Annotated in this window: 11 protein-coding genes; 4 read left to right on the top strand and 7 right to left on the bottom strand. The window is 57.0% G+C overall.

All coding sequences use genetic code 11. From position 1 onward, the window contains the following. Positions 1-503 precede the first annotated feature (503 nt). The 4 genes from F1E05_RS07890 to F1E05_RS20230 all read left to right on the top strand — a co-directional run bounded on the left by F1E05_RS07890 (position 504) and on the right by F1E05_RS20230 (position 5,773). Positions 504-2,027 (top strand): phytoene desaturase family protein, encoded by a 1,524-nt coding sequence (locus F1E05_RS07890; RefSeq protein WP_150047781.1) that lies wholly within the window; start codon positions 504-506, stop codon positions 2,025-2,027. Positions 2,028-2,039: 12 nt separating this feature from the next. Further along, positions 2,040-3,632 (top strand): aldehyde dehydrogenase family protein, encoded by a 1,593-nt coding sequence (locus tag F1E05_RS07885; RefSeq protein ID WP_150047780.1) that lies wholly within the window; start codon positions 2,040-2,042, stop codon positions 3,630-3,632. Then, complete coding sequence (locus tag F1E05_RS07880; RefSeq protein WP_150047779.1) at positions 3,632-5,134, top strand: phytoene desaturase family protein; 1,503 nt, start codon at positions 3,632-3,634, stop codon at positions 5,132-5,134. Before F1E05_RS07885 ends, F1E05_RS07880 begins: the two co-directional genes overlap by 1 nt. A gap of 498 nt (positions 5,135-5,632) precedes the next feature. Next, complete coding sequence (locus F1E05_RS20230; protein WP_190303279.1) at positions 5,633-5,773, top strand: hypothetical protein; 141 nt, start codon at positions 5,633-5,635, stop codon at positions 5,771-5,773. A gap of 361 nt (positions 5,774-6,134) precedes the next feature. Here the strand turns inward: F1E05_RS20230 and F1E05_RS07875 are convergent, their stop codons facing one another. The 7 genes from F1E05_RS07875 to F1E05_RS07845 all read right to left on the bottom strand — a co-directional run bounded on the left by F1E05_RS07875 (position 6,135) and on the right by F1E05_RS07845 (position 13,090). Continuing rightward, positions 6,135-7,646, bottom strand: coding sequence for a GTPase family protein (locus F1E05_RS07875; RefSeq protein WP_150047778.1), 1,512 nt, complete (start codon positions 7,644-7,646; stop codon positions 6,135-6,137). A 2-nt stretch (positions 7,647-7,648) separates the two neighbouring features. Beyond that, a complete protein-coding gene (locus tag F1E05_RS07870) occupies positions 7,649-8,830 on the bottom strand; it encodes a GTPase family protein (RefSeq protein WP_150047777.1) in 1,182 nt (393 codons plus the stop codon). 183 nt (positions 8,831-9,013) lie between these two features. After that, positions 9,014-9,469 carry a GNAT family N-acetyltransferase gene (locus F1E05_RS07865; RefSeq protein WP_150047776.1) on the bottom strand — a complete coding sequence of 152 codons (456 nt, stop codon included), beginning with the start codon at positions 9,467-9,469 and terminating at the stop codon, positions 9,014-9,016. A 24-nt stretch (positions 9,470-9,493) separates the two neighbouring features. After that, positions 9,494-10,123 (bottom strand): FMN-binding negative transcriptional regulator, encoded by a 630-nt coding sequence (locus F1E05_RS07860; protein WP_150047775.1) that lies wholly within the window; start codon positions 10,121-10,123, stop codon positions 9,494-9,496. Positions 10,124-10,451: 328 nt separating this feature from the next. Continuing rightward, positions 10,452-10,862: a class IV adenylate cyclase gene (locus tag F1E05_RS07855; RefSeq protein WP_150047774.1), complete on the bottom strand. Its 411-nt coding sequence runs from the start codon at positions 10,860-10,862 to the stop codon at positions 10,452-10,454. Between the two features lie 111 nt (positions 10,863-10,973). Continuing rightward, a complete protein-coding gene (locus F1E05_RS07850; protein WP_190303278.1) occupies positions 10,974-11,366 on the bottom strand; it encodes a hypothetical protein in 393 nt (130 codons plus the stop codon). Continuing rightward, on the bottom strand, positions 11,366-13,090 hold the full coding sequence (locus F1E05_RS07845) for an Hsp70 family protein (protein WP_150047772.1): 1,725 nt from the start codon (positions 13,088-13,090) through the stop codon (positions 11,366-11,368). Before F1E05_RS07845 ends, F1E05_RS07850 begins: the two co-directional genes overlap by 1 nt. Positions 13,091-13,105: the final 15 nt, after the last annotated feature.

Genomic DNA, 13,105 nt, shown 5'->3' with positions numbered 1-13,105 from the left:
ATTCGTCATAATATTGAATTATTTACAAAATTTTCATCATTTATTAATCTTTACGTTATGTAAACCCGTTTTTACAATCACTTGGTACGTTAGTGCTATTTTCTACTCGGTCATTTAACCGACATCTCATTCCCAAGGCCGCAAAACATGGCAGCCAGCCGCTTTACCCCTGTTTTTGCCCGGCAAGGCGGCCTCCCGCACACTGTAAAATTTCTCGACAACTCCCCCCTAAACCTAACAATAAAACACCAAGACCGGCTTGCCAATGCGCTAGTTGTGGCAACTCAATCGATGCGCCCCTCCTAACGTCGGCAGCCTATGTGCATCTCATCGGGTTGTAACAATCCTCGACACTCCCACCGCTCTATTTCTACCCGCACAGCGAGCACAAGCTGAATCGGTCATTAAAAAAATCGTCGAATCCGGGCTTGACTGGTAAGCTTGTCAGTTTAACCGCCTGCCCGCCAAGCAGGTTGAACGACGTTTTCCAACCCTGCGCGCTAATGACCACACGCAAACACATCGTCATCGTCGGAGCCGGCCCGGGTGGGCTGTGCGCCGGTATGTTACTGAGCCAACGCGGCTTTAAAGTTTCCCTATTCGATAAGCATGCCGAGGTCGGCGGCCGCAACCGGCCGATCCGGATGGACGGATTCACTTTCGATACCGGCCCGACCTTCTTGCTGATGAAAGGCGTGCTGGACGAAATGTTCGAACTGTGCGGACGCAATAGCGCCGACTATCTGGAATTCATGCCGTTGTCGCCGATGTACCGCTTGCAGTTTGCCGACAAAGCGATTTCGGTTTATTCCGACCGCGACACTATGCGCGGCGAGCTGCAGCGGGTTTTCGACGAAGGCTGCGAAGGCTACCACCGGTTTATGGCCAATGAACGCCGGCGCTTCCAAGCCCTATATCCTTGCATCACCCGCGACTATTCCAGCCTGCGCTCGTTTTTATCCTGGGATTTGTTGAAAGCCTTACCCTGGTTGGCGTTTCCGAAAAGCGTGTTCGCCAATCTCGGCCAGTATTTCAAAGGCGAACATCTGCGCCTGGCGTTCTGCTTTCAATCCAAATACTTGGGCATGTCGCCCTGGCAATGTCCGGCCTTGTTTACCATGCTGCCCTATTTGGAGCACGAATACGGCATTTACCACGTCAAAGGCGGCTTGAACAAGATCGCGCTAGCCATGGCGCAAGTCATCCGCGAAAACGGCGGGGAAATTCATACCGGCACCGGCGTCGCCTCGTTGCGGGTGGAAAACGGCGCGGTCACCGGGGTCAAGTTGGATAGCGGCGAATCCGTTCCGGCCGACGAGGTCGTCATCAACGCCGACTTCGCCCACGCGATGAGCCGGCTGGTGGAACCCGGCCGCTTGCAAAAATACGCGCCGGAGCGGTTAAAAAAGCTGGATTACTCCTGCTCCACGTTCATGCTGTATTTGGGTTTGAACAAAACCTACGATCTGCCGCATCACACCATCGCCTTTGCACGGGATTACCGGACCAACATCGGCAATATCTTTGCCGACAAAAGCTTGAGCCGAGATTTTTCCTTCTACGTGCAAAACGCCTGCGCCAGCGACCCCGGCTTGGCGCCGGCCGGCAAGTCGGCGTTGTACGTGCTGGTACCGATGCCGAATAACGACAGCGGTCTGGATTGGGACCTGCACAGGGCGGCTGTGAGGGAACAAGTGTTGGACACGCTGACTGATCGCCTGGGTCTGCACGACTTGCGCGCTCAAATCGCCTGCGAAAAAATCATCACGCCCAGCGACTGGGAAAGCGAGGAGTACGTGTATAAGGGCGCCACTTTCAGTCTGGCGCACCACTTCAAGCAAATGCTGTATTGGCGCCCGCATAACCGTTTCGAGGAATTGGCCAATTGCTATTTGGTCGGCGGCGGCACCCATCCGGGCAGCGGCTTGCCGACCATTTACGAATCGGCGCGCATTTCCGCCAACCTGATCAGCCGGCGGCACGGCGCGGCCTTCGAGGACAATGCCGCCAGCCGTTGGCTGCGCTAAAGCCAGTTTCCCGTGGTTCAGCTTTCAGCGTTTTCGCCGTTGGACGGTCGCCATCTGGGTGATTTTCCGGAAACCGACCCAGCCGGGTTGCAGCGTCAAATCGCCGCCGGCCGGCGCGCGGCCTCGCTGTGGAGCGCTGTCTCCGTGCCGGAACGCTTGCGACGCTTGCAACCTTTACGGCAACGCTTGATCGGCGATGCCGAGCGCATCGTCGATTGCATAAGGCTATGCAGCGGCAAAACCCGGAGCGAAGCCCTGACCGGCGAGCTCTACCCGGTACTGGAGCTGTTGGCCTTCTATCGGCGACACGCCGAGCGCGTATTAGCCGGCTACGGGGTTGCGACTTCGCCGTTGCTGTTTCCCGGCTCGACCGCGCAAGTCGAGCGCAAAGCCTTCGGCCTGGTCGCGGTATTCGCGCCTTGGAACTATCCGTTTCAGCTGGCCTTGGCACCGCTTTTAACCGCGCTGATCGCCGGCAACGCCGTCATCCTCAAACCGTCCGAACTGGCACTGCCGACCGGCGAGCTGATCGTGCAGCTGTTTGCCGGGCTGGATTTGCCCGAAGGCCTGCTGCAATGGGTAGCAGGCGGCCCTGAGGTCGGCACGGCTTTGGTCGATGCCGGCCCGGATCTGGTATTTTTCACCGGCGGCCTGGAGGGCGGCAAAGCCGTGATGCGGCGGGCCGCAGAACACCCGATTCCAGTGATACTGGAGTTAGGCGGCAAAGACCCGATGCTGGTATTCGCCGACGCCGATCTGACCCGGGCGGCCAGCGGCGCGTTGTACGGCGCCTTCGCCAACAGCGGCCAAGTCTGCGTGTCGGTTGAACGTTTATTGGTGCAGCGGTCGATAGTCGAGCCGTTTTTAGCGCAATTGCGCGCCGGCCTGCAAGCGCTGCGTACCGGTCCGGACGACGACGCGGACTTGGGGGCCATGGTATCCGAGCGACAAATCGAACGGGTCAAAGCGCATTACGATGACGCGATTGCGCAAGGCGCCGCAGCCTCCGGCCCGTTCGAACGGGCCGGCCGTTTCGTCAAGCCGGTACTGTTATGGAAGGTCACTCCCGAGATGCGGGTGATGCGCGAAGAAACCTTCGGGCCATTGTTGCCGGTGATGGCTTTCGACGACGAAGCGGACGCAATAGCACTGGCCAACGCCTGCGATTGCGGGCTGAACGCCAGCGTCTGGAGCCGCGACATCGATAAAGCCGAACGCGTCGCCCGTGTCTTGCAGGTCGGCAATTGGGCGGTGAACGACGTGATCAAAAACATCGGTCACGCCGGCTTGCCGTTCGGCGGCGTCAAACGCAGCGGGTTCGGTCGCTACCACGGCGCCGAAGGCTTGCTGGCCTTCAGCTATCCGGTCGCCGGTTTGACCAACCGCAGTCGCTTGCCCGGGGAGCCCAATTGGTTTCCGCATCGCTTGCAAGGCTACCGCGATTTGCTGGGCTATATGGATTTCGTCCACGGCGACGGTAATTGGGTACAACGCGGCAAACGCAACTGGCCGGCCTTACAAGCACTAAAAGCCTATTCGGCTGTGGATTTCACCCAGCGTTGGCACAATCTCAAATTAAAACTGACATTCAAGCGAGGATATTAATGGCGCAACTGCCTACTCAGCAAACAGCCGTGGTCATCGGTGCCGGACTAGGAGGCTTATCGGCGGCGATTTCCTTGGCCGCTGCCGGTTTTCAGGTGGAGGTTCTGGAGAAAAACGACAAGGTCGGCGGCAAGCTGAACATTTTGAGCCGCGACGGATTCACCTTCGATCTCGGTCCATCCATTCTGACCATGCCGCAGGTGTTCGAAACCTTGTTTCAGCGGGCCGGCCGGCGCATGAGCGATTACGTGGCGATAGAGGCGGTAGACCCGCATTGGCGCAATTTCTTCGAAGACGGCAGCGTGGTGGATTTGTGTCCGGACCCGGCGCGGCAAAAGCAACAACTGGATGCGCTCGGCCCTGAGGTTTACGCCGACTTTTTGCGCTTTATGGCCTACGCCCGCCAATTGGCCGAACAAACCGAAGCCGGTTATTTCGCCGCCGGCCTGGACGGATTTTGGGACTTGCTGAAATTTTACGGCCCGCTGCGCAGCTTGAAATTCGACGTGTTCCGCACCATGGACCAAGGCGTGCGCCGCTTTATCTCCGAGCCGAAACTGGTCGACATCCTGAATTACTTCATCAAATACGTCGGCTCCTCGCCCTACGCCGCGCCGGCCTTGATGAACCTGTTGCCCGACATTCAGTACCGCTACGGCTTGTGGTACGTCAACGGCGGCATGTACGGCCTGGCGACGGCCATGCAGAAATGTGCCGAGGAACTGGGCGTGCGTATCAGGCTGTCGGCGGAAGTGGCCGAGATCCGCCGCAACGGCGACAAAGCCAGCGGCGTCAGTTTACACGGCGGCGAATTCTTCCCGGCCGACATCGTAGTCTCCAACATGGAAGTCATCCCGGCCATGCAGCGCTTGTTGCATAGCTCGCCGTCCGCGCTGAAAAAAATGCGCCGCTTTCAACCCAGCTGCTCCGGGCTGGTGCTGCATCTGGGAGTCGACCGTTTATACCCGCAGCTGGCGCACCACAATTTCTTTTATTCCGACCATCCGCGCGAGCATTTCGACGCGGTGTTTAAAAGCGGCCGCTTATCCGACGATCCGACCATTTATTTGGTGGCGCCGTGCAAAACCGACCCAGCCCAAGCGCCGGCCGGCTGCGAGGTGATCAAAGTCCTGCCGCACATCCCGCACTTAAATCCGCAGCAAGCTCTCAGCGACGCGGATTATTTAGCCATGCGCGAACGCGTGTTAACCAAGTTGGAACGCATGGGGCTTACCGATCTGCGCCGGCATATCGTTTGCGAGGAATACTGGATACCCAAGGATATAGAAGCCCGCTATTATTCCAACCAGGGCTCCATCTACGGCGTGGTGGCCGACCGCAACCTCAACCTGGGTTTCAAAGCCCCGCAACGTAGCGCGGAACTGGCGAACCTGTACTTCGTCGGTGGCAGCGTCAATCCGGGGGGCGGCATGCCGATGGTCACATTGTCCGGCCAATTGGCGGCCGACAAGATTCTGCGGGATTTACAGATCGCGTCCTGACGCTCCTAGAGCATTCAGCGCGGTTCGAACCGCGGCGCTACACCGATGCCGGGCGCGCTTTGCAACAGCCACTCGTAACAACGCCACCGGCCTTTCCCTTTCACCCACCCGCCATGCGAACACCGGCACGGTTGCGGCGCACCGCACATCGCCGCCGCCTTTTCCGCCGCACCGACGCCGGCTGTTTCCCCATGCGCCAAGCAAGCGGCTCCGAAACCGAAAAGACTGGCACGCGGAGTTCCGTCGTCGAGCGCGCTGCCGAATCGGTTTCGCACTTTCCTGTTGCCGCTGACCGACTCCGTTGAAAGCAAGCCCTATTGCGGTGATCGCGGTTAAAGGGAAAAATCCACTGTTGACATTTAAATGATAATCATTATTATTACTAACAAAGTGAATTCGCCTCACCCCCCCCGGTTAGCCGCGATCCGCGTATTAAGACTTTGTCACGCGAATCGGAAATCGACAGTTTGCTTTTGCACTATTCATGGCAGTTTGAAAATGGCACGGACGACAAAGCAGTTTGCCCCGGACAGTTGGAAAAGCTTATGCGGTCGGACGCAAGCCTACGTCAAGCCTGTGATTTACGTGGGGCTTTTACTGATGCAAACCGGTAAATCCGCGCTGGCCGAAGACGAATAAAACACAATTGATAAAGATTCTCATTTATTGATTGGCGTTTGTCAATCCTGTTTTATCCCGGCGATAAAGCGCGGGTTGGTCAGACAGTTTTCATCTCAAGCTCAACCCATAGAACGGCACGCAGCGCAGCGACAATGAGGATCGTAAAAAAACCGCTTAAAAACGGCAGATGGCGGACAACATTCGTCCGGAATGACCGCTTGACGCGCAATCAGAAAAATGCCGGCCCGCGCCGAAAAACAGCTGACGCTAGGTTGGGTAAGCCGACAGAATTTTTAGGAAAATGCGTTTTCTTTCAAGCACTAATTGCTATCGAACTATGGCGCCCCCCCGGAGGAACCTGGGGAATTATCATTATTGGTTAAAACAATTTTCCCAAAGCCGCCAGCTGCTTACGCCATTGCGCCCAGGAACGGTTGCTCCGTTGCGAACCCAAACAGCGCAAGTAACGCACCCGCCGAATGTCGTCCAACTGTTCGTAAATCAAGGGCAACAAACCGTCGTCGATGTTGTAATACTGGTAAACCGGATTCATACACACCGGCACGATACATTCCAACGGCAGCTGCAACTCGGCGGCAATTGCCCGGCAGACCGCACGTATGTTGCCGGCTTTGGCATTGTCCGGTTGCCGGATGTTGTAGGGCGGCAGCCATTCGCGCAACGGGCGCAATTGGTCGATGTGGCTGGCGACTGCGATCACTACCGGCATCGCCCGTTGCGGATTTTGCCGAAAGTAAGTCCGAATCGCGTCAAGCTGCTGCCGATCCGCCTGTCTGGCGGCTTGCACGGCGTGGCACACCAACAAAATTAAGTCCACTTGGGCCCATTCGCGTTGCAAGGCGGTTACGGCTTCGGCGTGACGCAAACCGCCGTAACCGGCGCTATCCAGGATGATGGCCCGCTGCAAGCCTTCGCGTTCCAACACATAAGGCGTGACGTTAGCGGTAGTTGGCAGCCAGTTTTCGGCGGCTTTGATTTCGCCGAACAAAGCGTTGAGCAAGGTCGATTTACCGCTGCTCACCTGACCCAACAGCAAAATACGCAAAGGCTCCGGACTGTCGGCCGGCTGCTGGGCGGCGGCAAAATCGGCATTGGAATAGCCGGTTAATACCTCGGTGGGTACGATGGTCTCCAAGGTAATTTGCCCGCTATATAGCTGAATGGCGTAATAGCCGAGTTTTTTGACGTACACGCCGACCAAACGGCGGGAAATCTCTTCGCCGAGTTTGACAAAGCCGCGGCCGAGCAACACACTGCGCGCTTTGTTCAGTGCCGCGCCGGCCGGATTCAACAACCAGCCGCCGACGTTCAAAAACGAGAAACCGGTTTTCAAAGTCGACAGCGCATCTTTGGCGCGGTAAAAATCTCCGATACTGACCGCGTGACTACCGGGAATTTTGTCCAGCACCTCGCGCTGCAAATCTTCGCACACCAATACCACCAACCGCAGTAGATAAGGCAGCGGAAACTCCAGAATAGGGTATTTGGATTCGGCATGAAACTGCCGGGCTACTGTCGTTAACACCTGGTTGCTCAGACGTAGCAACTTATCGGCGCTCACGAACAAATCGGCTTCGTCTTGCCAAGCGTCGATGATGGGCTGTAAACCGTCGAACGCCAGCCTGCCTTGATCCGGCCAGTTAGCGTCGGCTGGTATGCTGAACGGTTCGGTCAACAAAGGCTTGGCTCGACTTTGCCGCCATTTGAGCAGCGCATACCCCAGCAGCGAATTAGCCGTCAACAGGCCGATCGCTTGATACAAGCAATCGTGCAACCATAGCCAATACCCGCCCAAGCCGATCAACACCAGCCACGGCAACAGAAACAACACCAGTAAAAAAATACTGAAACCGGTCAATCGAAACGGCATGCTTAAGTGTCCCGTCGCTGTTTCAACAATTGCTTGGCTTGCTTGAACGCATCGCTATAGGTCAGGCGTATCGCCGCCTCATCCGGCAAAGCGCCGCGTTTGACGCCTTGCAAATACAGACAAAACGCCTTGCCCAAGGCATAAGTCATCGCGCCGGAATAAAGGCCGGCCACCGCCCAACCATATACCGGCAGCCATTTCAAGACCTCGCGGCCTAACATTCCCACACCGACGCCGGTGCCGATTAAGGTAGTGAATTCGAGATACAAGCTGCGGGTCAATGGCAAGCCGTACAGCGAGGCGATACTGTGAAACAACTTGGCTTGCACGCCCAACACCAGCGGCAACCCGGCCAACGGAATCGCCCCCACTCCAAGGTTGAGCAAGGCATAACCGATTAAATGCGGTTGCGCCAGTTGGGCATGAAAATCCATCAATTCCCTATGCTGCTCGCTGCCGCGCAATAAGCTCAGCACGCCGTCCGGAAACACCGCTTCCACCGTATCCCACAAGGCCTCCAAACCGTAATTCGCCGGAGTAAAACCATCTTCCGGCAAGGTGAAATCCAAAGCCACGAACTGCGCCGGCAAATCTTTAAACCAGGCGCGCTGGTGCAGTAACGATTGCACCAATCGATGCGGAACCTGCGGCGGCAACGGCGACTGTGCATAAGGATAAGGTTGAATATGTTCGTCGTCTGCTGCGGGATAAACCTCGTGTAGCACGGTCTGCGCCACGACGATAGGCCATTTCGGGTGTTTGGCGTGAATCTCGGCGACGCCGGCGACCACGTCGGCCTGATTCATGTCGCTTGCCCGCAATACCACCAGTAATAAATGCGCTTGTTCGGCGCACCAGGCTAAATCTTCGGCCGGATCGTAAGCGCTCTCGCCTAAACCGCGAGTATCCAGAAAACGGATCAAAGGATGCGACGACGACGGAAAATCGTAAAACCGCGACCGCCGCGTGCAAGCCTGAAAACCGTTGCCGATAACCGCATCCGCACTGCCGGTCAAGGCACGGATGATGGAAGTCTTGCCTGATTGCGCTTTGCCTAACAACCAAAACACCGGAATCGGCAGCTTTTGCTTGACCTCGTCCAGCTTAGCTTCCAATCCGTCGGCTTTGGGGGCGAATATCGCGTTGCCTAAACCGTACCAACTCCACTTGCCAAATAAATTCATAGCTTTTTTCAGAATTCGAAAAACGCAAACGCTGCCGAGACGTGCGGAAGAAAGGCGATTATCACCGAACAGCGGCACCCGTATATCAAGAAGTTGTTCAACACCCGCGCGTTACCGACTCGTAACCTAAGGCGCATGAAAGCATGGCATGCAGCAGACCGGCGATGTCCGCGCCTGCCCATCTCAATTGGTGATCGGCAAGTGATAGACGAAAAATTGCTCGTCGCGCTGCCAACCGACCGCCTGATATAAAGCCCGGGCTTCGGCGTTGCCGATGGCGGTCGCCAGCGTCAACCGTACCGCGCCGGCCGAGGCGGCGTAATCGGCCGCCGTTTCCAACAGACGTTTGGCTACACCCTGCCGCCGACAACCGGCGTCGACGTACAAATCGTTGAGAATATAAGTTCTGGCCAGCACCACCGAGGAAAAGCAGGGATACAACTGGGCAAAGCCCAAACCCTGTCCGCCGTCCTCGGCCAAGAACAACACCGATTCGGCGCGCTCTATCCGCTCCAACAGAAAACTATGGGCAGCGGTCGGGTCTGCGGCTTTGCCGTAAAACTGCCGATAAGCGTCGAACAGCGGTACCAGTTGCGGCAGATCGGACAACAACGCTTGCCTTACGAATAATGTGCTCATTTCCTTTCCCGGTTTTCAAGTGTGTTATCCCGCACCGGCGGCTACCAAGGCCGCCAATTTGGCGTGGCCGGCCTCGGCCAAACCGCGTACTACTCCGTCGCGGTTAGCGGGCGGCTGGTTTTGACTGACCTTCCATTTACCCAATAAACGGCTCACAACGATTTCAACGCCGACCACCTGACCGAGCAACTGCTCGACAAAATCGGCCGGCGCGTCCGACAAAGTCCAAGGATGAGGCAAGCCCGCTTCCTGCGCGTCGGTCAACGCGGCCAGTTCGGCGCGTATCCACTCCGCATCGTCGATCAATCGCATGAAGCCGTAGGCATGCACGGTTGCGTAGTTCCAGGTCGGCACCACTTTGCCGCTTTCCTGCTTGCCGGCATACCAACTTGGCGAAATATAGGCATTCTCGGCCTGAAAGATGGCCAGCACCTCACCCTCGGGCAGCCGCTCACTCGCCAGCGGGTTGGCCCGCGCCAAATGACCGCGCAAGGTGCCGTACGGCGCGGCCGAGTCGCCTATCCAATGTAGCGGAATATGATCGGCATTCAAGCCGCCCGGCGCATTCGCAACCAAGGTAGACAACGGATAACGCCGTATCAACGCCAACATCGCGTCCAGGCGCGGTTCTTCGAAATGTTTAGGTATGTACATAACAGGTCTCAAAAATGACTGACGGCCGCTTAGTGCCGGAACAGAATAGCCGCTACGGTTTCCTCGCATAGCCTGTAACGCTTATTACCCGTGCGGCCGGACGGCGAGTATTCGCCCAACAGTGCGATCGTTGCATTCATAAACCGTGCTCTCCCTGAAACAAAAGCTGATAATTTACCGGCGCAGACTGCAACGCGGCAGTTCCCCCAGGCAGCAACTTTGCTTAATCGGAACTCTCTACCGCCCCTACCCAAGCCCGGCAAGCGTCCTCATTCGGCGACACATGTGCGGCGATTCCGGCATCGACTTCGGACGCTGTGCTCAGCATTCAACAGGCATCGCCGGTTTGCCTTAGCAAATCCGGATAAGCCACCTCTATCCGCTGATTCCGCTTAATGGCCAAACGCGCCAGCAAGTCTTCAGCTAAAGTGCGATGCTTGCGTACCCGGCCGATTTGGCCGTAAGCCTGCGTTAAAACCTGCCTAAGGGTTTCCGGCTCGCGGGTCGGGACAAGCAGATAGTGCGAAGCTTTGGGGCCTAAAGCGTCCGGACGCCGGTAAAAAATCAGCTCGCCGTCGCCGCCGGCAAATTCGCGCAATTTCAATCGGCCGTTGGCGCAGACGAAAAACGTATCGTCTTGGATAATCTCGAAGGGCCCCTGATCCGCCAGTTGCGCCGCAAGTGGCAATACAGCTGCAATGCTGTCCAATCTAGCTTTTATTTCGATGTTTTTAGCCATGCCCGTTCTCAGCATAGTGCAGTTCGGCGAAGCGCCGCTGTATCCCCGGGATGAACCGGTGTCCGGACTTTGCCGGTTATTGAATCAATTCGGCGCCGGCTTACTCGCCGCTCACTCGTGCTTAGGCGGCGTCGACAGATGGCCTATCATCTCGGCAAAGCGGGTTAAGGCCGGGTTTTCGCCTTGCAAGCAGCGCAAAAGCCCTAACAGCTTAGCTGCTTCCTGCCAATGTTGACTGCCCAAGCTATCGTACAACATCCGATACAAGGTTTTTATCAAAAAGCCTTTTAACAAATGGCCCGCCGGCGTTTGCTTGAAACTCAACGAACGCATGACGGCCGGCGCCGCAAGCGCTACCCTGCCGGCACCGAGACTTTGCAAGGTGACGCTCAGCCATTGTTCGCCCAAGCGTTCGCTACGCAGGATACGGCTTAGCTCGGCACCGCAGCGCGGGCAAACCGGCGCCGAGCCTAGCCTAGCATTGCAGGCCGGGCAGCGCTGCATCAGGATTCCAAGTAGTAGAGGATGTCGCTCAAGCGCTCGACCGGCTCTTTTAATCCGTTATCGTCACCGCTGGCCAGACAATCGGTAATGGCTTCGATCAAGTCGACCATATCGTCCTTGTCTTCTGCGGACACGCTATCGAACAGCGCTTCGGCTTTTTGGATCAGCTTGCGCGCTTCCGCTGCCGCCGGGCTTTCCGACTCGCCGTCCGCCGCGCCGAACAGGCCGTCGATGCGTTGTTTGGCGGCGCTCAATTCCGTCGATTCGAAACGGGAAATCGCGTTGTTGATGGTGATGGTTTTTTCTTTGCCGGAGGCTTTTTCCCGAGCCGAGACGTGCAAAATACCGTTCAAGTCCAAATCCAGCGTCAAGGTGATGATGTTGCCGGCCGGCACATCCAATAAGTCTTCGACCAGAAACTCGCCGATTTCGACGTTATTCAACGCATCCGGGTCTTCGCCCTGGAAAATCCGCACCATGACTTCGCGTTGATTGTCCTGATAGGTCATGAAGGCTTCGGACTTGCGCGCCGGCAACACGCTGTTCTTGTGAATGATAGGCACGAACTGGTAAGGATAGGGCATGCCGTCCAGGTAGCCGAGTGCGCTGGTACCGAAGGTATACGGAGTGACGTCGACCAATACCGTATCGATCTGTTGGCCGTTAATCATCGCCGCCTGCATCGCCGCGCCCATCGCCACGCACAAATCCGGATCGACCTCGCCGTGCGGCTCGAAGCCGAATTCGTCGAACAAGCGTTCGCGGATGCACGGGGTACGGGTGGAGCCGCCGACCAGGATGATTTCGTCGATGTCGGAGGCGGTCAGCCTGGCGCCTTTCAATGCGATATGGGTGGCGTCCATCGTGGCGTTGATGTGGTCGGCTATCATGTCTTCATAGCGGGAACGCGCCAGCTCCAAATTCAAATGAATAGGCGTACCCCGATGTTCCAGCAGGTATTCCTCCTCGATTTGTACAAAAGGCTCGTCGGACAAGCGCCGCTTGGCCTGTTCTGCGGCGCGGCTGATGCGCGCCATCGCCTTGCCGTGTTCTTCGAGCTCGACGCCGTGTTGCTGGCGAAGGTGCTCGACCATGTGATCGACGATCAATTGGTCGAAATCGTCGCCGCCCAAGTGATTGTCACCGTGGCTGGACAGCACTTCGACAACGCCGCTTTGCACGTTGACCACCGAGACGTCGAAGGTGCCGCCACCCAAGTCGTAAACCAGCATGCGTTTCGCATCCTCCCGGCCGGCGCCGTAGACCAGCGCGGCCGCGGTCGGCTCGTTGATCATCCGCACCACGTCCAGCCCGGCGATTTCACCGGCTTCGCGGGTGGCCTGGCGTTGTGCATCGGAAAAATAGGCCGGCACGGTAATCACCGCTTTGCTGATAGGCCGGCCGGCGTAACTTTCGGCAATCGCTTTCAGGCGTTTGAGAATAATCGCTGAAATTTCCTGCGGCGTGTATTGCTGCCCGGCCATCGTGACGCGGGTATCTTGCCCCATCAACCGCTTGATCGATTTGACCGTGCGCTCCGGATAAATCAGATATTGGTTGCGCGCGGTTTCGCCGACCAGAACTTCACCCTGGTCGTCGATGCCGACGAAAGACGGCAGGATTTTATTGCCGTGATCGGCAATCACGGTGACGTTGCCGTTTTCGATCACCGCAACTTCCGAATTGGTAGTACCCAGGTCTATGCCGATAATGATGTCGTTCATAATGATGCTATTAAA

It is taken from the genome of Methylomonas rhizoryzae (genome assembly GCF_008632455.1).
GTDB classification, from domain to species: Bacteria; Pseudomonadota; Gammaproteobacteria; order Methylococcales; family Methylomonadaceae; genus Methylomonas; species Methylomonas rhizoryzae.
The sequence above is the reverse complement of the archived record's forward strand: the minus strand, read 5'-3'. Positions and strand labels throughout refer to the sequence as shown.